The sequence below is a fragment of the Bacillus sp. FSL W8-0848 genome, from assembly GCF_038007805.1.
GTDB classification, from domain to species: Bacteria; Bacillota; Bacilli; order Bacillales; family Bacillaceae; genus Bacillus; species Bacillus glycinifermentans.
The window spans coordinates 279,926-303,628 of sequence record NZ_JBBOYB010000001.1 but is presented as its reverse complement, the minus strand read 5'-3'; the positions used below and the strand labels follow the sequence as shown (position 1 = coordinate 303,628).

The window sequence follows — 23,703 nt, the reverse complement described above, 5'->3', positions numbered from 1 at the left end:
CCTTTCCAGCTCATCATTTATTACCAGCCGTATGTTTGATCATATTGGTAGTTGATCTTCAACTGCGGCGATTTCCAAGTTGAACTGCTCCATGCAAGCGAGTAATATCTGGCATTCCATGTCGTTTTGACAGGCAGTCCGTTTTCCAATTTAATATCCGGGAACAATGTTCCTCCAGAAACGGTTTTATGCCAGACGCCTTCTTCTTTGTTTAGTACTTCTCTAAAGGTGTTGCCTAGACTTGGGGAAATCGTTCCTTCTGCGGATACGCTCTTTACGACCGCTCCGTCAGGGACGGCTGAGTCGTTTGCCAGGTTTACTGCAGCCGTTGGAGAGACGGTTCCTTTTCCAGGACTGGAGATTGCTGATGGTGACAATCTGGCCGTATATGTTCCGCTTTTCATTCTGTCTATAAATTCAAGCCTGTAAAATCCCCATTCATCATATGTGCCGTTTTTCGAGCTGACAACGGCGATATACTTTCCCGTTTCAGGAACATCAAAACGAATGATTTCATTTTGGATTCCCGTTCTTTCAGAAGCGTCAATGGCAGGGTAGCCGTAGGAATCTTTAAATAAGAAAAGGTCATAGTCTGTACCTGCCGGGATGTTCTTGAGGTGAATGGCAAGCTGTTCCCCTTTTGTGGCATAGAACTTATAAAAATCTTTATCTTTGGTACTATGAATCGTTGCCGAAATCGTCTTATATTTCCACAAACCGGTATCATATGCGGAGGCCAGTGAATCATTGGGTTCGTATTCGTCTTCGTATACGCTCGCTGAAGCCGAATACACCGGAACCGATAACAACAAAAGAATGAACATTAACAAACACACGCTGTTTTTCATTTGTTATTGCCTCCTATTCATGTATAAAAGAACTTCCCTTCCTTATATCGGTAATAAAATGTAAGTTTTAAGAAACATTGCGAAATAATAGTAAAACATACCCTCCCCATGTCTGTTCCTTCTGGTCTTTCAAAAGACTACATCGATTTAACTCCGCTGTTCTCTGATTTTTTGAGAATGCGTGACTTACCGGACTCCAAGACTCGCAGCACAAGTACAAGAAACAGCATAATAACCCCTAACACAATCAATATCCAAAATGCCGTTTGAACAGGAAAATCGTCCAAACTCCATCCCATAGCGACCGGCAGCATGGCACCTCCGAGCCCGTTGGAAGCAAGCAAAATGCTTGTCGTCTGCTCTGTCTTCCCCGGGAAAAACTGATTGGTAATGATCAAAGCGATTGCAAACATTCCCGCCATAAACAGACCGGCCAGGAAGCAAAGCGCAAATCCTGCCCAAACGCTGCCGCTCATTGCCAACATGATGAGCGACAATAGACTGCCAATATTAATCATCCTGAGAAAGCGGTGATAGGTCATTTTCTCAGAAACGATCCCTGTCAATGCCCGTCCGATGACCATCCCGGACCAGTAAAGGGTGACCGATATCGTCGCCAAGGAATTAGCAATCTGCCAGTTTTTGGCAAAAATGGCCGGCATGAAATTGACGATCGACATCTCACTGCCGCCGTAAAAGAAGAAATAGACAGCCCCTAAAGCAATGAACAGCAAGCTCTTATCTCGATATCTAATACGAGTCTCGTTTCCCGTCTTCTCCCGGCTTTCTTGATCAGCCATTAATTCATCCAGGCTTTCAAGATTCAGCCGCTTCCAGCCGATCATCAACAGGAAAGCGCTTAATCCGAGCACAAGAAAGGCCAATGGCCATATGCCTCTGCTGATTAAAAAGCCTGATAGCAGCGGCATAAAGAGAGCTCCCAGGCCGTATGCCACTTCCACCTTGCTCATGGCTGCCGCCTGCTTATCCTTAATGGCCGTCAGGATAATCGTTCCCACGCAAGGCTCAACTAACCCTGCTCCAAGCCCGGCTACACCGACAAATAAAAAAAGCAAAGGCCAGGGAGGCAAAAAGAAGATAAACAATTCACAGCTGATCATCGCCAAGCCCAAAAGGACGACGTTTACTCTCCCCAGTTTTTTGACGAACAGAGGCATCGTAAGCACCCCTATTAAAAACCCCATAAACTGCGAAAATACCAATATTCCGCCATTGCTGTAGCTTTGCGAGTAATGTGCCAGAAGCTCCGGCAGGACAGCTCCGAGAATGACGAGGGTAAAAGCAATCAATCCGTAAGAAAAACAACTGATCCACAGCAGACGAGTTTTCATCGTTTGATCTCCTTATCGAAGATTTTTCAAACCAATTATTGTTAACATATCATAAAATTAGAAGACGGACATCCCTGATTTATACGTTAACAAATATTTAACAAAATTAATGAAAAAAGCATTGACAATATTTTTCAAAATTCTAATATTAATGACATGTTTATCCTTTTTTGGATATTCAATAAAAATCAGGGGTGGTATATATGGGGACGAAACAGGTTGCAAATCCGGACAGCTTGTATTACAAAGTCGATGATGTTGTGATGGTCAGAGGAGAAGGAATTCATTTATACGATCAGGAGGACAACGAATATATTGATTGTGCCTCGGCAACGTTCAACTTGAATTTGGGATACAGCAACAAAGAAGTGATCGACGCAGTCAAAGACCAGGCGGACAAGCTCATTCATGTCACTTCTTCCTTCCAGACGGATGCAGTCAATCAATTAGCCGAAAAGCTTGTCGAGATTTCCCCGGATAACCTTACGAAAGTACACCCCAAGGTCAGCAGCGGTTCGGCTGCCAATGAAGGCGCTATTAAGATGGCTCAGTATTATTCAGGAAAAAGAGATGTCATTTCACTTTTTCGAAGCCACCTCGGACAAACGTATATGATGTCTGCTTTATCCGGAAATTCGTTTCGCAGAGAGCCGTTTCCCCCGCAGTTTTCTTTCGGACTGCAAGTCCCTGATCCGTATTGTCAGCGCTGCTTTTACAAACAAAAGCCGGATACGTGCGGCATGCTTTGTGTAGAAAGGATTCATGATTTTATTGAGTACGCCAGCAGCGGTAAAGTCGCTGCCATTATCGTCGAACCGATTTCCGGGAACGGAGGCAATATTGTACCGCCTAAAGGATACCTCAAAGCGTTGAAACAGCTCTGTGAAGAGCACGATATCGCCCTGATCTTCGACGAAATCCAGACCGGCTTCGGAAGGACCGGCAAAATGTTCGCCGCCGAGCACTTCGATGTGAAGCCGAATATGATGACTGTCGCCAAAGGACTGGGAGGCACGGGCTTCCAAGTCGCCGCCACCCTCACTGAAGAAAAATATACCGGACTGCCCGGCCATCACCACTCCTTCACATACGGCTCAAATGTCATGGCGTCGGCGGCAGCCTGTGCAACCATCGATATTATGCAGCGGCCGGGGTTTTTAGAAAACGTAACGACCGTCGGAAACTATATTATGGAGTCCTTAGAGGACATGAAACAGGCGTTTCCATTTATCGGAGATGTCAGAGGACTCGGCCTGATGATCGGGGTCGAGATTGTCAAGGATGATTTCGAGCCTGATGTCGAGCTGACCAATTATATTTCCAAACGGGCTATGGACTACGGTTTGATTATCCGGACTTCCCGTTACGGCTACGGAAACGTGTTTAAGATCCGGCCGCCGCTGACCATCACGCTCAGCGAAGCGGAAATGCTTTGCTACAGACTTCGCCAATTGCTGGAGGCGGTAAAATGAGAGACTATATCATCGAACTCGGGACATTTGTTTATCAGAAGCTGAAAGGCCAAAAAGGGACATTGAAAAAACGGATCGTCAACGGCTATTCTCCGGGAGGGGACGCCCAATTTAACATCGATCAGGCTGCTGAAGACGCGGTGCTGGAGTTTATCACGAACAGAGACTGTCCGATCGCTTTCTATACGGAAGACGGCGGGCTCAAGATGTTTGGCGAAAATCCGCAATACATTTTGATCGTCGACCCCATTGACGGAACCCGGCCGGCCGCCGCAGGGCTTGAAATGGCGTGCATCTCCATTGCTTTGGCGGCGTATAAACCGGATGCGAAAATCAAAGATATTGAATTCGCTTTTCTGCTGGAGCTGAAAAGCGGCGCCTATATGTACGGCGATATTTACACCGCCTCCATCTTTAGCGAAGGCTTCGACGGGAAACTGCCGAATATGAGCAGCGTTACAGAATTAAAACACATGTTTTGGAGCCTAGAGTTCAACGGCCATCCCGCGCAATTGATGACCGGTGCATACGGCCATTTGATTGACCTGTCTGCAAATAACGGCGGCGTCTTCGTGTTCAACAGCGCATCCTACTCCATCTCCAGAATTATCACCGGACAAATGGACGCATATGTCGATATCGGCAATCGCCTGCTCAAAGACGATCCCGGCCTGCTGCCCGATTTTCAGAAAGTAGGGAACGGCAAAGTCTTGCATCTGTTTCCTTACGATATTGCGGCCAGTGTATTTTTAGCGAAAAAAGCGGGTGTTGTCATTACCGATGCCTATGGACATTCTTTGGATGACACTCTTCTCACGGATCTAAGCTATCACAACCAGCAATCGTGCATTGCGGCATCGACAAAGGAACTTCATCAAAAACTGCTTGACGAAATCCGCTGGGAAAAAAGGAGGAGCAGAGATGAAAGCGTTAGTGTGGACTCCCTCTGATAAGCTTGAATATTTGGATGTAGAAGAACCGCAAATCCAAAAGCCCAATGAAGTAAAGGTGAAAATATACGGCACCGGAATTTGCGGAACGGACCTTAATGTGCTGAAAGGAAAAATGTATGCTGCACACAATATGATCATGGGCCATGAGTCAGCCGGAGTCGTCGTTGAGACCGGCGAAGACGTCAAAAACGTCAAGCCCGGGGATCGCGTCGTCATTGATCCGACCCAGTACTGCGGCAAATGCTACTATTGCAGAAAAGGATTAACCTGCTACTGCGAGACGTTTGAAGACTGGCAGCTGGGGATCGGGGCGCATGGAACGTTTGCCGAATATTACGTAGGCGAAGATCGGTTTATGTATAAAATACCGGACGCAATGGAGTGGGAGCGGGCCGTTTTAATCGAGCCTCTGTCGTGCGTTTTACATGTGATGGAAAAAGCTGCGATCAAACCGGATGACTCCGTATTGGTTTTAGGCTCAGGGCCCATCGGTCTGCTCGTTCAGATGATGGCCAAAAAAACGGCAAGGCTGACCGTCGCAACGGAGATTGGCAGCTTTAGAGCGGAAGCGGCGCGCGCTTTGTCCGATCACGTCTATCATCCTGACGAATTAAACCTTGAGGAAGTTTTTCGCATCAACCAGGGACGAAAATTTGACGTGATTTTTGATGCGATCGGAAATCAGCTGGAATGGGCTTATCCATTGGCTGAAAAAGGCGGAAGGCTAGTTCCCATGGGCTTTGACGACACATATGAAATGAAAATCAAACCGTATCAGCTGCTATCGGGCGGAGTTACGATTGTCGGGACCGGGGAAGCCAGGCAGACCATGGAATCGGCCTTATCCTGCGCCTCGGACATGCCCCGGCTTAAAGAGCTGATCACCGAAAAGACGGCGCTTGAAAATTTTGAACAGGCGATTGACAATCTGATGGGCATTGACCCGATTACAAAAGAGAGAAAAGATATCACGGCGATCAAAACGATTCTTGTTACAGATCCGGATATGATGTAGCAGGAAAAGAACCGGCTCGTTTCCGAGCCGGTTCAGCTTATTCGAAGAATGACTCACTGCCCTTTAGCAGCAAGCTCCCGCAAATCCTTTTTGACGATCTTGCCTAGCCTGTTTTTCGGAAGGCTTTCGGCAAACACGATGTCAGGAATTTTGTATTCCGCAAGGCGCCCTTTGCAGAATTCGATGATATCCCGTTCGCTTAAAGGAGAGTTCTCGTTTTTCACGACGTATGCCCTCGGAACTTCACCGTACATCTCATCTGGAACGCCGATAACGGCCGTTTCGACAACGCCCGGGACCTGCTCGATCACTTCCTCCACCTGATCCGGATAAATATTGTCTCCGCCATATACAATCACGTCTTTATAGCGGCCGGTAATATATAAAAATCCGTCTTCGTCAAGCCTGCCCGAGTCGCCCATGTAAAACCATCCATCCTTCAGTACCTTTTGCGTCGCTTGCGGGTTTTGATAATACCCTTCAAACACGTACGGGCTTTTGACGGCAACTTCCCCGACTTCACCTGCCGGAAGCTCTTCCCGTGTCTCGGGATGGACGATTTTCACGCTGACGTGAGGAATCGGTTTACCGGCGGAATTGACTTTATCCCAGCCCATGTCAGGCCTCCAGACGCTGATCGTCCAGGCTTCGGTGCTTCCGTACCCCTGCACCATTTGGATGCCGCGTTCATGGTATTCTTTAATCAGCCGCACCGGAACCTTTGTCCCGCCTGAAATCAGGCTCAAGATCGATGACAGGTTATACTCGCGCTTTTTCATTTCCTCAAGCATGTAAGTATATACAGACGGAAACGCCATCATCATATGAATGCCTTTTGCTTCGATTTCCTGCAAAATCTCTGCAGGCTCCGGATCAGATAAAAAGTAGAGCCCTACTCCTTCAAAAGCGCCCTGAAACACATGGTTCAGCGAGCTCATATGATACAGCGGATGGCTCGCCAGAAAACGGGTTCCTTTCAGCCGCTTTCCTTTTACATTCACTTCTGTCAAATACGCGGCGAGGCTGCCGTGATTAACCATGCATCCCTTCGGATTTCCCGTCGTTCCGGATGTGAACAGCATCAAAGCTAAATCGTGTTCTGTCACCTGCTCCGTCTCAACCTCGGATGGCCTGTCTTTTAAAAGGCTTTCAAATTGTCCGGTGGTGTCCATTCCCACACCTGCTTCAATCAGGATGCAACGCTCAAGCTGCCGGCGCAGCGGCAATAAAACGTCTGCAAACTCCCGGTCGTAAAAAACGGCCTTGGGCTGGGATTTGTTTAAAATCCCCTCCAATTCGTAGGATGTCAACTGCCAGCTGAGGGGAACGGCCGTCGCGCCGATCTTCAATGACGCCAGCAAAATGACGGGGAAATGGTGATTATTTTTACATAAAATCGCAACATGATCTCCTTTTTGAACACCTGCCTCCAGCAGATAATGCGACAATTGGTTCACCCGCTCGCAGTATTCCTTGAACGTAAACGTCCGGCTTCCTCCGGATAAAGCCGCCAATTCGTCTGAGCTTTCCATATGGTGATTGATTAATTGCTGAAGTGTACCCAAAATATTCATCTCCAATTGTTCATTGTATCTCACAAAACATGGTTATATTATGTGACGTACAAATTCATTCTAAAACAAAAAATATCCATTGTAAAACCATTTCAAGTTGGAATTGTTCTGTTTATTAATTGATAATTAGAGAAAACAATTTGGATTTATTTTCAATCTTAAAAATCTCTTTCTATACGCTTCACTTATGATAAAATTGACCTATGTTCGACTAGTACAAATCAATGAGGCCGCTATACGGAAATGAGGAATCCTTCATGAAGCACCATATCATGGAAGCCAACCTGTTAGACCATGCCTTGTCGAAATTTTTGCGATCTTCAAAGGAAATCGATGAAAAAACGATTCCAAAGCATATTACAAGCGTAAAAGGGTTTATTTTACGGATCATTCACAGACACGGAACTTGTACCGTGAAAAACATTTTGCAGGAAGTATCGCTGTCTCCATCGGCTACGACGAACGCGCTGAATCATTTAGAAAAAGAAGGGCTTGTCATCAGATCAAGAAACACTGATGACAGGCGCACGGTCTGGCTTGAACTGTCCCAGGAAGGAAAACGGATCGCAGCGCAGATGGTCGAAAACCGCCAGGCATTGATTGATCAGCTGTTTGAAAAGCTGTCAGAAGAAGAAAAAGAGACTTTTTTTGCTTTGATTGGGAAGATTTTTACGTAATGCCCGCTTGCATGCCAGGCCATCGATACGATCGACAGCCTGGTTTTCTTTTATTTGAGGCCCAGCGCTTCAAACGCCATGTCCATATGCTCTTTTTTCTTTGTCAAAAGCGCAAACATGGCGATCTCGATTCCGTAAGCGGCCTGCATCTCGGCAATATGCCGTTTCATCCCCGGCCAGACCCGCCCCCCGGCTTCTTCGTAGAAGCCGATGAGCCGGGCTGTTTCCGTTTCGCCTAGAATCGTCTGATACAGAAGAAAATCTTTAGCAGGATCAGCGACCTTCGCTTCAGTCCAATCCAACAGACCTGTCACACGGAGATCCCTGTCAATCAGAATATGCGGCGGATGCAGGTCGCCATGGATCAACACGGAATGCCTTGGCCAATACGAATCATCCGAAATCCACCTTTGCCACCTTTCCCACAGCATCTCGCTGACTCCAAGCTCTTCCTTGATCCGCTCCATGTCGTCCGCTTTTTTTTGTCGTACATCGTCTGGACTCATCACCTGTACACCTGCTTCCTTAGCCGCATGATGATCGATCCCGTGGAGGTCGGCAAGCGTTTGCGCGAGCGAACGGACAAACGGCTCGGCAGGCGGCTGATGCTTCATATTCCACACATAATTCCTGATCTCCATATCGATGACGGCAGCCGGAACACCGGCAAGCATCGGATACGCAATTAATTCCGGCTCATCGATTTGCCATTCCGGAACCTCGGCCTGAAGGCGGCCCCGAAGCATTTTGAGCACTCTTCCTTCGGCAGCGGCCCTTTTGATGACATCGTCCCGCCTTGGCCTTCTCAGCACCCATCTCCTCCCTGATTCATCATCTGCAAAAACGACTTGAAAATCCATGCCCGACTCATTGATCTCCGCACCTTCAGATTTCAGCTGAAGACCGTATGTCTCCGCCAGCCCCAGCATTTGTTCCATATTCAATTCAATTTCCCCCTTATCCGTTTTTCGATCAAAAAAACACAGGCCATCCGCCTGTGCTGTTTTAAAATCGGTTCAAAAACGCAAAAAAAAAGGGGCGTCCGAATCGCGCCCCTTTCCCCTCATATTAGATTCCATCAAAAGGCAGATCAATCCCGATTACCCTGCACACAGGCAGAGACCTTGCTCCACTATTTAATTAGCGGCAACCGGAATCTGATGTATGCCATAGAACCCCTCCGTTCTGTAAAGTTAGGTTTATTTTAACAGGTTTGCCAATAGTCCTCAATACCTTTGACTAAAGATTCATACCGGCTTGACGCTTTAGGTTTTCGAACCAGGCCGTATCCCCTGTTCCATAAGTCTTCTTCTGTCCTATATCTCTCAAAGATCCATTGCTGTAGTCAATCGATAAAATAAAATCCGGAATGGAATCATACCCGGCTTTCGCAAGCTGGCTAAGCTGTGATCCATAGTGAGCCAATGCATAATGGACCGTCTTCTGTTGCACGGGATCCTTTTCAAGCTCTTCTTTATACACGTCTAATAAATCGCGTCCGTCAGGCGTTACAAAACGGCCGTCGATGACTTCCAAATCCTTCACATGATAGCCCGTCACTTCATACATTTCACGGGCTGTTTGGTATTTTTGATACGCATCAGGGGAATATTGGGCAGAATCACTGCTTAAGCTTTTCATGATATGTAAAAATAATTCCTTGCTGTTTTCGCCCATTTCTAATAATCTCTCGATTTGATTAATCAGTTCTTTATCATCTGTACCGCTGACCTTAACTTTATAATCAATCGGCGTAATCGAAATCGTGAGCGTCGTATCCTTTGGAATTTCAATTTGAAACCGATCCAGCAATATTTGAAGCTGCTGGTTGACCTGGCTGCGCTGATATATCTTTTCATTCTCAGCATCGGCCTCGCCATTTAAAGATACATTGCGGAATGCAGCATCTTGCAGGTTATAGCTTTGCGCCTTGCCTTTGAACAGCCATTCCGTTTCATTGTCGTACGCAGCCTGCCTTTCCGCTGCTGTTAAATCGCTTCAAATAAGGGGAAGCCGGATTTTTATATTTATCCTTAATATAGCCGATCGGGTCTGGCTTCGTTTTATTGATCGCATTGATCCTGCTGTACTTTTCATCAAGGATTTTGGTGCAGATGTCGCTCTGTGACTCATAGGGATTATTTGCACGAATCATCGTTTCTTCCCCTGTGTCTGTCACAGTCCGGTTATTCGCTGTTTGGTACAGTCTGCTGAAACTCCCGGCGTTGTTAACAATCCTGTCTTTTGAATAGTTCAGCTGCTTCAGCCCTTCGGCAGACGATTTTTCTAATACCGCGGCAGTACGAAAAGAACGGGTTTTGCTTGTTTTAGATGCATGCTCTTTCAGCATGTTTTGGACCATCAGCTGCGTGCGGATGTATTGACGATTCAGTCGCATCGGAATCCTCCTGTTCAACTCTGTCTATTGTTTTATATCGGCTTTAATTTGTTAATGTGAACCTTATCAAACAATTTTTTACACAGAGTGTATAGAAGAACCGCCTTGCATTCGGCGGCAAAAATCCCGTTATTCCTGCTCTCCGCTTTTCTTTGTGATCCTCTCCAGCACCTCATGCAGCCCTTCAGGCTTATAAAATTCCACCGGAGAGCTCCCCTTTTCAAACGAAATCGTCTCTGCTTCAATGAGCGCGACGTAGCGGCCGTTTACTTTTGCGAGGTGGATCGAGTCCCCGAAGTCGGCAAGCAATCCTTTAATCTCGGTTTCTCCGAGCTTCATTTTCAGCTCTGCCTCAGGCATATGCTCAATGATCTGTGCGGAGGCTTCGATCACCTGATGGGTGTCGAGGCGCTCTTGAATCTCCCGCTTCTCGCTAGCTTCCCAGATTTCCATGTCGTGTTCAAATTGCTTGAGCTCTTCGCTGCTGTCTTCAAATGTCTCATATACGTGCTCCTGCACCATGTTCATGACCTGCGACTTCATAATCTCAGGCATCGATTCCCCGTACTCGACGAATTTCAGAAAATCCTCGAAATAGCGCGCGTGTGACGCTTGGTGGATTTTCACTTCGCTTTCTTCAGTCATGCCCTCTTCCGTCATGTGCGGATATTGAATCGATTTCATGTTTTTTGTCGTGATCGCCATTTCGACCTTGCGGATCAACGATGACTCGTCGGCGATCGAGGCAACCTTCGGCTCAAAATCGCATTTCATGATAAAGACGAATGCATCATCGAAATATTTGCGCGGCACGGCGGATGCCACTAAAAACACGCCGCCGCGGACGGCGCTCGTGTCAAGGTATGTGCGGACGAACTGCTCGCTCAGTTCATTGAAATCTTCTTTTGTTTCAGCCTGCTTTGTCCGATGGAACAGGTTGTAGTTTGGATTGGAATCAAGCTCATGCCCCGGCTCTGTGATGAAGCGGCCGATTTTCGTCGGCACCTGCTCAGACTTCGGATGGCGATCCGCTTTCCGCTTGACGATTTTTTTCAATTCCCCGTCTAAGAAATCCTTCAGCTCGCTGTTTTCGAATTCTTCCGTATCAAGGGTCTGGAAGTGTTTAAACTGCTTGTTGGCCTGCTCATCCTTGCCGTCGACTTGTATGACATAAAATGAAATAAAACGAATTTCAAATTCCATGATGCGTATTCACCCGGTTTCCTAGTTGTTTCAGTTCTTCAAGTATAGGAAAACGCCGGTTTTCCGTCAATGAAGCTAAAACGAAAAGATGACCTCCTTATCGCGGGGGCCATCTTTTTTAATCCAGAGGCTTATTCTTTTTATAGTAAAGCGTCACGCTTTGCTTCCGCAGATTTTCAATAATGTCATGATAGCTGCTTGCAAATTGCTCATTATCTTGTTTCATCCGGGTAATCACCGTTTTCCGGTTTTCGCTTTTGTGATCCAATTCTTCTTTGATTTTCGTGATGATCATGCCTTTTTGCCCTTCAATCTCACTTTTTAGCTTCTTGTCAAACTCGTTCAGCTCTTTCAAAATGCTTTTCAGCGGAGCATTCAGACGGTCAGCTTTATCCTTTGCCGAAATGCTGCTTAAAAACATATATGTTGCTGAAACCGTTTCTGTTTCCTCCAATAACGGTTTTACCATTTTAATTGAATCCCCCTATGCCTTAAAATCAAATAATGCTGAGATGTGCTTGTCCTCATCGCATAACTTCTCAATGCTTGAGCGAATGTCTTTCACAAATCGTTTTTTCTCGGAAGTTTGTTTTTTTAATTCACTGATGATGCCGTCACACTCGGGAAGCGGAGCCGTGTGGTACGAGTCGTGAACGACGATGTTATTTAATTTGCCGCTTGAAGATGCAAAGCCTGAGGCAAGCGTAAACTGAAAGTCGTATTGGTAGTGCGAGGGATTGGCTTCCATATCATGAATGGCTTTCGTAAGCGCGGCTTTTTTATTTGCGAAATGATCGTGGATTTCGTGGTGAAACACGCGTTGATAACGGTCGATTTCATCTTCGATTTTTGAAATGGCGGCCATCCCCGCCTGATAGATCCTGACGGCCGATGACAGATTGACCTTAATCTCTTTTCCGTCCTTGTCTTTCTTTGAAAAGTATATATCCCCGCCTTTATAGCTGATGCCTTTCTTTTTGGACAAGGCGTTTAAAAGCGGCGCTATACTGTGGCCTTCCGCAATTAAACTGAGGAGGTCTTCCGTATCTGCACCCAGCCGCTTTACATAAGCGATCAAACGGTTAATGCTGTCTTGGGATTTATCAAAGATTCCTTTCCATTCAAAGAAATTCAATTTATTATCCATAAGCTGCTGATATAGATTTTTCAGTGTCGATATTTCTTTATCGATATTCCCGAGGTCTTTTTCGATTACTGCCTTTTGTACGTCATCTATATAGCCGTTGGCCTCCAGCTGATCGAGTATAATGTCTTTGTTTTTCATAATCGTATCGACAAACGCCAAAAATTTTGGAAGCTTCTCCTTAACTTCAGCCGCAATGTCATCCGCCATGCTAAAAAAGTCCCCGACTTTTGCAGTCATATATATCATCTTTTGTTTGGGGCTCTTGATGTTCTTAAAGTTATCAATCAAATCGAAGTCAATGCCTGTCGCTTCTTTTAAAAAACCATTAAGACCGTTCTTTTGATAGGCGCCTGAGTACTGTCGCCAGTATTTTTGAATCCTTCGGACATCCTCATCCGGAATTTGGTCGATTAAGTTTCTAATCCCTTTCACATCAGGATTCGTATCCGTCATCTTCACATCGCCGAACGTGATGAAATCGGCCTTTCCGCTGACGCCGTAGAGCGGATCGTCTTTGGAGATGCGCTGGGTGATGTTGGCGGTGACGCCTTTGTCGTTGTAGTATTTGATGATGGCTTTTTTGAGTTTGGATTTTGGGACTTTGAGTAACTCTTTAAATGTATCAACCTTAAATTTTTCAAGCACGGTATATCTTAAATGTTTATCCGCTTTTAATAAGTGATCTATACTTATTTGTGCACCATTTACACCATATACCTCGTCATATTGTCCATCAATTAACTGAACCATTACTTGATTATTATTTGCCAACGAATGCCCTAATGCAAAAGTTTTCAAATTTTCTTTATTTCCAGCCTTATTCTTTGCATTTCTGGTGAATTCTTTTGTGGCTTTGTATTGGTTATCATCAATTCCAAGAAATAATCCAAAAAAGTTGTAAGACCAATCTTTATTATCTGCGCTTCCTTCTGAGATAATATGAAGCTGATCAATATTATGTTTCTTATCTACTATATGAATAGCAGTACCGTCATAACCTGATTCTTTATTCTGTTTAACAATTTCTTTTGATGTATAAATTTCAATGTTTTGGGTAAGTTTTTGTTTAGTTTCTTCTTTATAGATTCTACGAATGTCTGATTTAAATTCTTCTTTAGCCTTTTTTACTTCAGCTGGATTTGATGAAGCAAATTTCTTTTTATAATTGTACTCTAAATCTATTAAGCGCAATTTCACATTTTCGTTTTCAAAAATATTCTTACTTCCCATCTTCCTTCCCCTTTTTACTCAAATTAAAAGTAATGGATTTTAGCATTTTTTTCACCTTTTTTTCATACTCATCTGGCTTCTGGCTGCATGAATCAACTTTTGACGAACAGCTAAATCTATATGAATATGCTATTCCTACGTAATTTTGCTCTGTTGATTTTATATAACCAAGATAAATATAGGAAGGATTACTTTTCTTATTAAAAGACTCTTTTTTAGATGCAAAATAAATGTCTTTCCCTTTTAATGTCAGTTTATCAAAATCACCTTTATATTCATTTTCTCCGCTGACAATATCCAACATCGTATCAGGATCATTTATAAATGATTCATTGCGATAAAACTCAATAGAAGCATTCATTACTATATTTGTTTTTTTATCAACACTATCAAAGAAAAGTGACTCATTTTCATTAGATATTTCAGAGTCAGAATACTCCCCATCCTCCGGAAACAACATCGTAAACCCCTTCAGCTTCGATTCAAGCAGATAGTACCCAGGCTCCACTTCCTTCGTTGACGCCATATACTCTCTTGTTTTCTTATCTTGAAACGCCGGAACTTTCGGCAGGTCTTTCGGTTTGACGGCTTCTTCTTGATTGCCGCTCTTTTGGCTGTCGCTCATACTGCATCCTCCTGTAAAAGCTAGTATTATAGCAAAACACATCATCATTATTTTTTTCATTTTTTAAAACCTCCAAGGGTCCTTATGTTAACGGACTTTCAAACATTTTTGATGCGATTGACCCACTTGAAAACAATCCTTTCTTATGTTACAACATGGAATAAATTAGATAAATAGGAAAAATGTCTTGAAAACTCTGTCAGCGAGATGATAATCAGCATAGGAAATAGGCCGAACGGTTATTGTGACGGGGAATAAGAGAGGTCTTTGGTTTGTTCCTCAAGCCAAACAAACTGTACAAAAGACTCATCTGATTTTTTTCATAAGAGGTTGTCGATAAACATTCCACCAAGCAGTTCCTTTATAGTGAATATTAATGTTTTTTCAATCCGAAGCAATTTTCATTTATTATCTATACGGAACTATTTACACGAAGTTTCATAAATATATTTTTGGCTATGATTCTATTTGAAGTATCGGGTGTTGCGCACAATAAGGGGCTTGCGTCTTCTTTTATCCCATTATTAAAACCACCCTATAGTCTGCTATAGGGTGGTTTTCGATCAAGTCACAGGCGCCGGGTTGAACAAACACAAATCATTGTGGAGCCCCCAATGTTCGGCCCACGTCCGTTTGCGGCCGCTTGCGACGTCGAGAATCATTCGGAAGATATCCCAGCCGACTTCTTCTATTGACGCTTCACCGGTGGCGATCCGTCCGGCATTGATATCGATTAAATCGTGCCAATCTTCCGATAATGATTGCCTCGTCGAGACTTTGATGACAGGCGCCGTCTCCAAGCCGTACGGCGTTCCCCGTCCGGTTGTGAATACTTGGAGGTGCATTCCTGAAGCTAGCTGCAGCGTTCCGCAGACAAAGTCGCTTGCGGGCGTCGCCGCAAAAATGAGACCTTTCTGTTCGGCTCTTTCGCCTGGCGCCAATACGCCGTTTATCGGACTGCTTCCCGATTTCGCGATCGATCCGAGCGATTTTTCCACGACATTTGCCAGCCCGCCCTTCTTATTGCCGGGCGACGGGTTGGCGCTCCGGTCCGCTTCGCCCCTTTGGAGATACCGGTCATACCAGGCCATTTCCCGGATGAGCACGCGTCCGACTTCTTCGTTTGCGGCCCGCGGGGTTAATAAATGGACGGCATCGCGCACTTCGGTTACTTCAGAAAATAAAACCGTCGCCCCTGCCCGCACGAGCAGATCTGCCGCATACCCCGCCGCAGGATTGGCTGTGACCCCTGAAAATGCATCGCTTCCCCCGCATTGCAGACCGATGACCAAATCGGAAGCAGGGCACGTTTCCCGCTGTCGCTCATTCAGCCTTTTCAAACGTTCTTCGGCCATGTCCATAATGGATTGAACCATTTGCGAAAACCCTTGCCTATCTTGCAGAGAAAGGATGTTTTCCGGGCCGCCGTCCGGAGCGATCCTCGCAGGAAGCAGCTTCTCGCAGCCGAGGCCGACGACCATCGCTTCACCGCCAAAATTGGGATGCCTCGCGATATTTTGAATCGTGCGAATCGGAATGACAGCTTCGGGGGCATTGATGGCCACCCCGCATCCGTACTGATGGTTTAATGCGGCCACTCCATCGACATTTGGGTATTTCGGAAGGAGCTCTTCTTTGATCCGCTTGACCGCGTAATCAAGAACGCCCCTGACGCATTGGACGCTCGTCATAATCCCGAGGACGTTTCTCGTTCCGACGCTGCCGTCCTCATTTCGATACCCTTCAAATGTATAGCCTTCAAGAGGCGGCATGGACTTCGGAACCTTTGTAGCGATCGGCAGTTCCTCTAAATCCGGGGCTTCCGGAAGCTCAAGCATCGATTCAGAAATCCATGTGCCTTTTTGAATGGGCTCTGCGGCGTAGCCGATAATTTCGCCGTAGCGGACAATCGCCCCGCCTTTTTCGATATCTGCTAAAGCGACTTTATGTCCTTCGGGAACGCGTTCTTTTAGTTCAAGCCCGCAGGGAAATACGGTTCCCTCCTTCAGTCCCCCGGTATTGACGATGATTGCCGTATTGTCCTTCGGATTCACCTGAATGTAAAGCGGGGTTTCTTGCCGGTTTACTTGTACAGCCATAGTTCAACATCAACTCCCCTTTGCGATTTGTTGAAAGCGCTGTCAAATGAACCGCGGCTGTCTTATATCTGAAGCATCAATTTCCCTTTTCATCTCCGCCTTTTTCTTGATCAAGACCTTTCAGAATTTTGTCGCGCACAAATTTTAAGTGTTCATACATGTGGTGATAGGCTTGATAAGGATCTCTTTGTTCGAGGGCCTTCAAAATATTCGAATGATATTCGACGGTCCGGTCCCTCTCCCTGTACGGAATCTGGCTGTCTATTTTGGCGTGCGTCATCAAGAGTGACTGAATCATTCCTTCCACTACCGGGTTATTCGCGCTTAACGCGATGATCCGGTGAAATTCCTTATCCGCTTCGCCGTAATCGTTATCCGTGCTATTTGCGATTATATCGATCGTTTCCTTCAGCCTCGCAAGCTGGCTGTCATCTATTTTTTCCGCTGCGATCGTCACCAGACCGAGTTCAAGCGCCATGCGCGCCTCAATAATGGCAGGCAAATTGTCAACTGCCAAAGCCAGCATGACATTGAACGGCTGGATGCCGATTTTGTCGTTAAAATACGTGCCGTCGCGGGTTTTTCTTTTGATGACGCCGAGCGTTTCAAGAGAAATTAACGCTTCCCTGAGGACAGGTCTGCTGACGTTTAAAATTTCCATTAATTCGATTTCCGTCGGCAGTTTATCGCCGGGTTTCATTTGACCGCTTGACAGTAAATGGACGATCCGCTCAACAACCTGTTTTGCCAATGTTTTGCGATTTACTGATTCTACCTGTAATGTCTCCATATCTTCTTCCACGGATGTGGTCCCCCTTTCAGTTGCTCATATTGTAAGACAAAATACAGCATATGACAACGTTGATATGGGGACGAATACCGCAGAATCGCTTGCTTTTACCGGACAAGGCTCGGGCGTTTATGGTCAAATGTCCAATTTTCGATCAAAAACTGCATGGCGGCGGCATCGTCTCTTGCCCCCAAATTCATTTTGTTATAAAGTGCATGAGCTTTCTCAACCCGTTCCATGTCAAGTTCAATGCCGAGCCCTGGCTTATCAGGGACTTGAACATGGCCGTCCTTAATGGCAAAAGGCTCCTTCGTCAAGTGCTGCCCGTCCTGCCATATCCAATGCGTATCGATTGCCGTTATCCGGCCCGGGGCGGCGGCTGCAACATGCGTAAACATCGCAAGAGAGATATCAAAATGATTATTCGAATGGGAGCCCCAGGTCAGCCCCCAATCGCGGCACATTTGAGCCACCCGCACGGAACCTTGCATCGTCCAGAAATGCGGATCAGCGAGCGGAATATCCACGGCTTGCAATTGAATGGCGTGCCCCATTTGCCGCCAGTCGGTGGCGATCATGTTGGTAGCGGTCGGAAGACCTGTCGCGCGGCGGAATTCCGCCATGATTTCCCGCGCCGAATAGCCATCTTCTGCGCCGCACGGATCTTCGGCATATGCCAGTATGTCATGCTTGCCTTTGCAAAGCTCAATCGCTTCGGTGAGCGACCATGCCCCGTTCGGATCAAGGGTGATTCTCGCCTCTGGGAACCGTTTTGCCAAAGCGGTGACCGCCTCGATTTCTTTTTCTCCTTCGAGGACGCCGCCCTTTAGTTTAAAATCGCGGAATCCGTAGCGGTCATGCGCCGCTTCAGCGAGACGAACGATCGCTTCCGGTGTCAGCGCTTCTTCGCGGCGGATGCGGGACCACTCGTCTGTTGCGTCTTGTTCGCTGATGTAAGGAAGCGTGGTCCGCCTCCTGTCGCCGATATAAAACAAGTACCCGAGCATCTTTACCTTGTCCCGCTGCTGTCCTTCGCCCAACAGCGCCGCAGCCGGCACGCCGAGAAACTTACCCAATAAATCGAGTAATGCCGCTTCCAGAGCCGTTACCGCATGGATCGTCGTCCGCAGGTCAAAGGTTTGCATTCCGCGGCCCTCTGCATCCAGATCGCCAAACCGGTTTTTGACTGACTGCAAAATCGACTGAAACGCACCGATCGATTGATCCATTACAAGCGGCTTCGCCTGTTCAAGCGTATGGCGGATTCTCTCACCGCCCGGCACCTCGCCGGCGCCGACCGCACCTGATGAATCCGTTAAAATGACAAGGTTTCGCGTGAAAAACGGGCCGTGTGCGCCGCTTAAATTCAACAGCATGCTGTCTCGGCCTGCAACAGGGATGACTTTCATGCCGACAATCGTCGGAGCGGCGGTGCTTTTTTCTTCTTTTATCTGCTGAATGTGTGAATTCATTTTAACCCCCCTCTTATTGAAGCGCTTACATTCAGATTGTCAAAGATGCATCAGTTTTCGGTACTTCCTCCTTCAGCACGACCCGCTTGATCGGACCGACGAGAAATACATAGCTCAGCACGGCGGCAATCGCATTTGCGCCGACAAACACAAGCGCACCGTTAAACGATCCCGTACTGTCAACAATATAGCCGATGATAATGGGAGTGGTAATCGACGCGATATTTCCAAATGTATTGAAGATGCCTCCGCTTAAGCCCGCGCATTCCTTTGGGGAAGTATCCGAGACGACAGCCCATCCCAATGCGCCGAAGCCCTTTCCAAAGAACGCGAGCGACATGATGAAGACGACAAGCCATGCTGAATCGGCGTAATTGCAGACGATCATGCTGCATGACATCAACATGCCGAGGATGATCGGCGTTTTTCTCGCAGCCGTTAAAGAGAAACCTTTTTTCAAAAGGAAGTCGGAGAAAAGCCCGCCAAGCACGCCGCCTAAAAATCCGCATATTGCGGGCAGGGATGCGACGATTCCGGCTTCAAGGATCGACATGCCGCGCGCCTGAACGAGATAAACCGGAAACCATGTCAGAAAGAAGTAGGTCAAGGTGGTGATGCAATATTGGGCGATATAGACCCCGATCAGCATGCGGCTGCTTAGGAGCTGTTTGATGTAGGGCCATTGCGGTTTTCTGTCCTTCTTCTCTTTTTTTCCTACATCCATCGAGACGAGTCCGCCGCCGTCTGCGATATAGGCGAGTTCCGCTTCGTTGATTCTTGGATGTTTCTTAGGTTCATAGACCGTTTTCAGCCAGACAAAAGACATCACGATTCCTAAAACGCCCATGATCACGAAGACGGTATGCCAGTTGAAAGAATGGGCGAGCCATCCCATGACCGGAGAAAAAATGACCAGGGCAAAATACTGGGCCGAATTAAAGATCGCCGACGCCGTTCCCCGCTCAGAGCTTGGAAACCATGCGGCAACCATCCTGCCGTTTCCCGGAAAGGACGGCGCTTCCGACAGCCCGACGAGAAAGCGGAGAGCAAACAACAGGACGATGGCCGTTCCGGCGGCAAAAAATCCGAGCGTCCCCTGGAAAAGGGTAAATAATGACCAAAAGAAAATACTGGCGGCGATGACCATTTTTGAACCAAAGCGGTCGAGCAGCCATCCCCCCGGGATTTGCCCGACTACATATGCCCAGCCAAACGCCGAGAAAACATATCCCATCGCAACAGAGCTTAAGCCAAGCTCATGCTGAACGGTATCGCCGACGATCGATAGGGTCGCGCGGTCAGCATAGTTAATCGCCGTAACGAAAAACAGCATGAACACGATAAACCAGCGGACCGAGCTTTTTCTGCCTGCGGGATGATTTTTCTTCATAGCATCATCTCCTTTATTCATTTGTATTGAAACGAGGGGGAAGAAAGAGGCGACCAAGGCCCCTTTCGAACCGGATTACCGCTTGATAAAAACGGTTTTGACAGCTGTGAAAAATTCTTTGGCCGCCTCTCCTTGCTCCCGGGAATGAGAACTCGATTGTTTGAGGCCGCCGAACGGCGCCTGCAGTTCGACACCGGCGCTTTCCGCGTTTACCCGAATGAGCCCGGCTTCCATATCATTGATAAATGACAGCATATGACCGATGTTTTCCGTGAAAATCGAAGCGCTCAAGCCATACTCCACATCATTCGCGATCTTTATCGCTTCTTCAATCGTGTCCGCTTTGATTAACGCGATGACAGGTCCGAAGATTTCTTCCCGGGCAATCGTCATTTCTTGTGTCACTTGATCGAAGATGGCCGGACTGATATAGTAGCCGTTCTCATATTTTCCGTCGGTCAGCCTCTCTCCGCCAAAAATGAGCTCGGCCCCTTCCTGCTTTCCTTTTTCAATATAGGACAGGCAGTTGTCAAGCTGCTGTTTGCTCGCGATCGGTCCCATCCAGACGTCTTCTTTTAAGCTGTCGCCGATCGTGATGTCTTTCGTTCGCTGGATCAGTTTTTCTTTGAAACGGTCATACACCCCGCTTTGAACGATGACGCGGCTTGTTGCCGTGCATTTTTGGCCTGTTGAGCGAAACGCTCCGCTCACCGCCGCTTCCGCCGCGGCATCCAGATCGGCGTCATTTGCTACGATAACCGGGTTTTTCCCTCCCATTTCAAGCTGGTATTTCGCCCCTCGCTCAAATGCGATGCGCCCGATGCTCTTTCCGGTTTGATTGGAGCCTGTAAAAGTAACGCCGCTAATCCCAGGGTGCTCCGCCAGCCTCCCTCCGACTTCAGAGCCCGGTCCTGTCACCGCATTGACGACCCCTGCAGGAAATCCGGCTTCCTCAAAGCACGATACGATCTTTAGGCATGTGACGGCCGTTTCGGTCGCCGGCTTGATGACGACCGTATTTCCATAAACGAGCGCAGGCGCCATTTTCCATATCGGAATCGCCACCGGAAAATTCCATGGGGCAATCACCCCTACGGCTCCGAGCGGTACCCTGTCGGTAAACATGAGCGCGTCTTTGTCAGTCGACGGGATCACGTCTCCCGTTTTGCGCATGCCTTCTCCTGCATAAAATTTCAGAATTGCGATTCCGCGGGCTGTCTCGCCTTTTGCTTCAGGCAGCGTTTTCCCCATTTCGCGCGTCGCGCATTCGGCAATTTCATCAAGGCGCCGCTCCATGATGTCTGCTGCTTTATATAAAAATCGGCCGCGCTCGGCTCCGGACAGCTTTCTCCATGCTGTTTTCGCTTCGTTTGCGGCTGCGGCGGCCCGATCGACGTCTTCGCTCGAGGACTTTTGTACAAAACCGACGACATCCCGTGTGTCTGCGGGATTGACAACCTTTTCTACCGATCCTGATTCAGCTTTCACCCACTCCCCGTTGATAAAGTTCAAATACGTTTTTTGTTCTGTTGTAACGGGCATTCTGATTCCTCCTTTAATTTAGATGGCTGCCGTTTTTTTCGGAAAGCGGTCCATCGCTTTCTTCAAGATGGTTTCGAGCTGGCGGCAATGGTCTTTTTCAACCGGCACAATCGGCGGTCTGGCAACGTTTTTCACATTATGCCCCATGATTTCCATGCCTGCTTTAATAAGGGAAACGGCATACCCCTTCCGCTGTTTGCGAATGTCATTGATCGGCAGGATCACATGTTTATACAGATCCTTCACAAGCTGTTTGTTCCCATTTAACAATGCCTCATAAAACATTCTCGAAATGTGGGGAATGTAGTTTGAAATCGCTGATGAATACGACGTAAAACCGATCGGAGCGTATGCAGGCATCGTTACTTCGGCCATCGGCATGCCGTTCAACAGGCCGAGCCGGTCTCCAAGCGTATAAGACAAACTGATGTTTAAATCCATATCCCCCGCCCCGTCCTTTAGACCGACAAGCTGCTCAAGCTCAGTCAGCCGCTCAACTTGCCCCAGCGTGAGGACAGCATGATCGCGCTGATAGATAATCGCATTTAAATCCGTGCTTTCGATGATCGTTTTCGTATACTGGTAAAGCCCCTCCTGTTCGCCCTTGATCAGGTAGGGAGGCAGGATCAGATATCCGTCCGCTCCTTTTTCAGCGGATAATTCCGCCCATTCGACCGCCGTGCTTAAGTTTCCGCCGACCCCGGTGTAAACAGGGACCTTCCCGCCGGCCGCTGAAACGGCGATTTCAACCATTTGTTCGTATTCCGCCCTGCTGAGCGATTGAAATTCACCGGACCCGCAAGCGATGAAAATCGCTTCCAGCCCTTCATCCAGCAAAAATTGAATGTTTTGAAACAGTGCTTCTTCCTCCAGCTTCCCTTGTCCATTGAAGGGCGCAACCGGAAAACCAAGTATTCCCTCCGGCGCCTTCCGAATTTGACTCATATCTGCAGTCCCCCTAAATTGCTTATTTGAATGATATAGAAAGCGCTGTCATTTCATTCAAAATGGAATGATGACCCCCTTTCAATATGTCTTTTTGTTTAATTGTAAGACAAATAAACAAATTGTCAATATCTTTATTTTCGGATTTTTCAAAAATGTCGAAAAAAAATAGGCTGAAGACTGTGTCTTCAGCCTTGGGCCTCTGCCCCGGCTTCGCCGATCAATTTTTTTCTGTAAACAAACGAAGATAATGAAATGCTCAATTCATACAAAACCAACAGCGGGACGATCACCATCACGTCTGAAATAAAATCGGGCGGCGTAATCACGATCGATATGACGACCAAAGCGAAATAAGAAACCTTTCTCATTTTTGCAAGCCTTGCCGGATTGAGGATTCCAAGGCTCGTTAAAAACATCACGACAAGGGGCATTTCAAATAAAAACCCGAACGGAAGGGTCAGGTTGATCATAAAGCGAAAATAGTGCTCCGCCGTAAACATCGTTTGAAAATGGCCGGCTGAAAGGCCGATCAAAAATTGAAGGACGAGCGGAAACAGCACAAAATAGCCGAATAAGATGCCCAGAATAAAAAAGAAAAACAGCCCCGGAATATAGCATAAAGCCACCCTCCGCTCATTTCTGGTCAACGCCGGCGATACGAACCGCCAGGCTTGAAAAGCGGCTACGGGTATTGTCGCCGCAATCGCCAAAACACCCGATATCATCATATACACCCATATAATGTCCCCCGGGCCCAAGACGGCAAGCTTGGCGTCCAAATCCCTGATCAGCCAGTCATAAATATCCTGGACAAACAGAAAACCTGCAATGAGAAACAAAATAAACACGAGCAACGTTTTAATGATCCGCTGACGCAGTTCTTCAAGATGGTCAATTAAATGTGTTTCCCGGCTTTTCATCTGCAGCTGCCTCCCGCTTTCTTTAGCATGTTCGAATAAAGAAGCAGA

The 23,703-nt window shown here is 47.0% G+C and carries 19 protein-coding genes and 1 pseudogene; 4 read left to right on the top strand and 16 right to left on the bottom strand.

The window, feature by feature from the left end; genetic code table 11:
* Window positions 1–20: 20 nt before the first annotated feature.
* Both NSQ39_RS01720 and NSQ39_RS01715 read right to left on the bottom strand, forming a co-directional pair.
* The gene (locus NSQ39_RS01720; RefSeq protein WP_175075279.1) at window positions 21–848 is read right to left on the bottom strand and encodes a PPC domain-containing protein; all 828 of its coding nucleotides are present in this window, start codon (window positions 846–848) and stop codon (window positions 21–23) included.
* A gap of 137 nt (window positions 849–985) precedes the next feature.
* The gene (locus NSQ39_RS01715; protein WP_175075280.1) at window positions 986–2,200 is read right to left on the bottom strand and encodes an MFS transporter; all 1,215 of its coding nucleotides are present in this window, start codon (window positions 2,198–2,200) and stop codon (window positions 986–988) included.
* A 203-nt stretch (window positions 2,201–2,403) separates the two neighbouring features.
* Here NSQ39_RS01715 and NSQ39_RS01710 point away from each other — a divergent pair, with 203 nt between their 5' ends.
* Genes NSQ39_RS01710 through NSQ39_RS01700 form a run of 3 tightly spaced genes read left to right on the top strand, consistent with a single transcriptional unit; the run spans window position 2,404 to window position 5,640 of the window.
* Window positions 2,404–3,672, top strand: a complete 1,269-nt coding sequence (locus NSQ39_RS01710) for an aspartate aminotransferase family protein (RefSeq protein WP_175075281.1) — start codon at window positions 2,404–2,406, stop codon at window positions 3,670–3,672.
* Window positions 3,669–4,622, top strand: a complete 954-nt coding sequence (locus NSQ39_RS01705; RefSeq protein WP_175075282.1) for an inositol monophosphatase family protein — start codon at window positions 3,669–3,671, stop codon at window positions 4,620–4,622. Before NSQ39_RS01710 ends, NSQ39_RS01705 begins: the two co-directional genes overlap by 4 nt.
* Complete coding sequence (locus tag NSQ39_RS01700) at window positions 4,594–5,640, top strand: zinc-dependent alcohol dehydrogenase (RefSeq protein ID WP_175075283.1); 1,047 nt, start codon at window positions 4,594–4,596, stop codon at window positions 5,638–5,640. The genes NSQ39_RS01705 and NSQ39_RS01700 overlap by 29 nt, the downstream gene beginning before the upstream one ends.
* A 53-nt stretch (window positions 5,641–5,693) precedes the next feature.
* Here NSQ39_RS01700 and NSQ39_RS01695 read toward each other — a convergent pair whose 3' ends face one another.
* Window positions 5,694–7,205 carry a class I adenylate-forming enzyme family protein gene (locus tag NSQ39_RS01695; RefSeq protein WP_046129043.1) on the bottom strand — a complete coding sequence of 504 codons (1,512 nt, stop codon included), beginning with the start codon at window positions 7,203–7,205 and terminating at the stop codon, window positions 5,694–5,696.
* Window positions 7,206–7,471: 266 nt separating this feature from the next.
* Here NSQ39_RS01695 and NSQ39_RS01690 point away from each other — a divergent pair, with 266 nt between their 5' ends.
* Window positions 7,472–7,891, top strand: coding sequence for a MarR family winged helix-turn-helix transcriptional regulator (locus tag NSQ39_RS01690; protein WP_046129044.1), 420 nt, complete (start codon window positions 7,472–7,474; stop codon window positions 7,889–7,891).
* A 50-nt stretch (window positions 7,892–7,941) separates the two neighbouring features.
* Here NSQ39_RS01690 and NSQ39_RS01685 read toward each other — a convergent pair whose 3' ends face one another.
* From NSQ39_RS01685 to tatC, 13 genes and pseudogenes are all read right to left on the bottom strand, one after another.
* On the bottom strand, window positions 7,942–8,829 hold the full coding sequence (locus NSQ39_RS01685; protein ID WP_175075381.1) for a macrolide 2'-phosphotransferase: 888 nt from the start codon (window positions 8,827–8,829) through the stop codon (window positions 7,942–7,944).
* 301 nt (window positions 8,830–9,130) lie between these two features.
* Window positions 9,131–10,289, bottom strand: a pseudogene (locus NSQ39_RS01680) (DUF4885 family protein).
* 129 nt (window positions 10,290–10,418) lie between these two features.
* Window positions 10,419–11,492 carry a DUF3900 domain-containing protein gene (locus NSQ39_RS01675; protein WP_341014039.1) on the bottom strand — a complete coding sequence of 358 codons (1,074 nt, stop codon included), beginning with the start codon at window positions 11,490–11,492 and terminating at the stop codon, window positions 10,419–10,421.
* Between the two features lie 118 nt (window positions 11,493–11,610).
* The gene (locus NSQ39_RS01670; RefSeq protein ID WP_048354509.1) at window positions 11,611–11,961 is read right to left on the bottom strand and encodes a hypothetical protein; all 351 of its coding nucleotides are present in this window, start codon (window positions 11,959–11,961) and stop codon (window positions 11,611–11,613) included.
* Between the two features lie 15 nt (window positions 11,962–11,976).
* Window positions 11,977–13,869, bottom strand: a complete 1,893-nt coding sequence (locus NSQ39_RS01665; RefSeq protein WP_341014032.1) for a DUF6792 domain-containing protein — start codon at window positions 13,867–13,869, stop codon at window positions 11,977–11,979.
* Window positions 13,859–14,554, bottom strand: a complete 696-nt coding sequence (locus tag NSQ39_RS01660) for a lipoprotein YvcA (RefSeq protein WP_341014030.1) — start codon at window positions 14,552–14,554, stop codon at window positions 13,859–13,861. Before NSQ39_RS01660 ends, NSQ39_RS01665 begins: the two co-directional genes overlap by 11 nt.
* 503 nt (window positions 14,555–15,057) lie before the next feature.
* The gene (garD, locus tag NSQ39_RS01655; protein ID WP_341014028.1) at window positions 15,058–16,593 is read right to left on the bottom strand and encodes a galactarate dehydratase; all 1,536 of its coding nucleotides are present in this window, start codon (window positions 16,591–16,593) and stop codon (window positions 15,058–15,060) included.
* Between the two features lie 76 nt (window positions 16,594–16,669).
* Window positions 16,670–17,383 carry a FadR/GntR family transcriptional regulator gene (locus NSQ39_RS01650; RefSeq protein WP_202049197.1) on the bottom strand — a complete coding sequence of 238 codons (714 nt, stop codon included), beginning with the start codon at window positions 17,381–17,383 and terminating at the stop codon, window positions 16,670–16,672.
* Window positions 17,384–17,490: 107 nt separating this feature from the next.
* A complete protein-coding gene (gene gudD / locus NSQ39_RS01645) occupies window positions 17,491–18,855 on the bottom strand; it encodes a glucarate dehydratase (RefSeq protein WP_341014026.1) in 1,365 nt (454 codons plus the stop codon).
* A 31-nt stretch (window positions 18,856–18,886) separates the two neighbouring features.
* Complete coding sequence (locus NSQ39_RS01640; protein ID WP_175075290.1) at window positions 18,887–20,245, bottom strand: MFS transporter; 1,359 nt, start codon at window positions 20,243–20,245, stop codon at window positions 18,887–18,889.
* Between the two features lie 75 nt (window positions 20,246–20,320).
* A complete protein-coding gene (gene gucD / locus NSQ39_RS01635; RefSeq protein ID WP_175075291.1) occupies window positions 20,321–21,787 on the bottom strand; it encodes an alpha-ketoglutaric semialdehyde dehydrogenase GucD in 1,467 nt (488 codons plus the stop codon).
* Window positions 21,788–21,805: 18 nt separating this feature from the next.
* Complete coding sequence (gene kdgD, locus NSQ39_RS01630) at window positions 21,806–22,732, bottom strand: 5-dehydro-4-deoxyglucarate dehydratase (RefSeq protein WP_175075292.1); 927 nt, start codon at window positions 22,730–22,732, stop codon at window positions 21,806–21,808.
* Between the two features lie 188 nt (window positions 22,733–22,920).
* Window positions 22,921–23,655, bottom strand: coding sequence for a twin-arginine translocase subunit TatC (tatC, locus tag NSQ39_RS01625; RefSeq protein ID WP_046129118.1), 735 nt, complete (start codon window positions 23,653–23,655; stop codon window positions 22,921–22,923).
* Window positions 23,656–23,703: the final 48 nt, after the last annotated feature.

Coding starts and splice junctions, on each gene's coding strand:
- NSQ39_RS01720 (WP_175075279.1), bottom strand. CDS start 848: ATGAAAAACAGCGTGTGTTTGTTAATGTTCATTCTTTTGTTGTTATCG.
- NSQ39_RS01715 (WP_175075280.1), bottom strand. CDS start 2,200: ATGAAAACTCGTCTGCTGTGGATCAGTTGTTTTTCTTACGGATTGATT.
- NSQ39_RS01710 (WP_175075281.1), top strand. CDS start 2,404: ATGGGGACGAAACAGGTTGCAAATCCGGACAGCTTGTATTACAAAGTC.
- NSQ39_RS01705 (WP_175075282.1), top strand. CDS start 3,669: ATGAGAGACTATATCATCGAACTCGGGACATTTGTTTATCAGAAGCTG.
- NSQ39_RS01700 (WP_175075283.1), top strand. CDS start 4,594: ATGAAAGCGTTAGTGTGGACTCCCTCTGATAAGCTTGAATATTTGGAT.
- NSQ39_RS01690 (WP_046129044.1), top strand. CDS start 7,472: ATGAAGCACCATATCATGGAAGCCAACCTGTTAGACCATGCCTTGTCG.
- NSQ39_RS01685 (WP_175075381.1), bottom strand. CDS start 8,829: ATGGAACAAATGCTGGGGCTGGCGGAGACATACGGTCTTCAGCTGAAA.
- NSQ39_RS01675 (WP_341014039.1), bottom strand. CDS start 11,492: ATGGAATTTGAAATTCGTTTTATTTCATTTTATGTCATACAAGTCGAC.
- NSQ39_RS01670 (WP_048354509.1), bottom strand. CDS start 11,961: ATGGTAAAACCGTTATTGGAGGAAACAGAAACGGTTTCAGCAACATAT.
- NSQ39_RS01665 (WP_341014032.1), bottom strand. CDS start 13,869: ATGGGAAGTAAGAATATTTTTGAAAACGAAAATGTGAAATTGCGCTTA.
- NSQ39_RS01660 (WP_341014030.1), bottom strand. CDS start 14,554: ATGAAAAAAATAATGATGATGTGTTTTGCTATAATACTAGCTTTTACA.
- garD (WP_341014028.1), bottom strand. CDS start 16,593: ATGGCTGTACAAGTAAACCGGCAAGAAACCCCGCTTTACATTCAGGTG.
- NSQ39_RS01650 (WP_202049197.1), bottom strand. CDS start 17,383: ATGGAGACATTACAGGTAGAATCAGTAAATCGCAAAACATTGGCAAAA.
- gudD (WP_341014026.1), bottom strand. CDS start 18,855: ATGAATTCACACATTCAGCAGATAAAAGAAGAAAAAAGCACCGCCGCT.
- NSQ39_RS01640 (WP_175075290.1), bottom strand. CDS start 20,245: ATGAAGAAAAATCATCCCGCAGGCAGAAAAAGCTCGGTCCGCTGGTTT.
- gucD (WP_175075291.1), bottom strand. CDS start 21,787: ATGCCCGTTACAACAGAACAAAAAACGTATTTGAACTTTATCAACGGG.
- kdgD (WP_175075292.1), bottom strand. CDS start 22,732: ATGAGTCAAATTCGGAAGGCGCCGGAGGGAATACTTGGTTTTCCGGTT.
- tatC (WP_046129118.1), bottom strand. CDS start 23,655: ATGAAAAGCCGGGAAACACATTTAATTGACCATCTTGAAGAACTGCGT.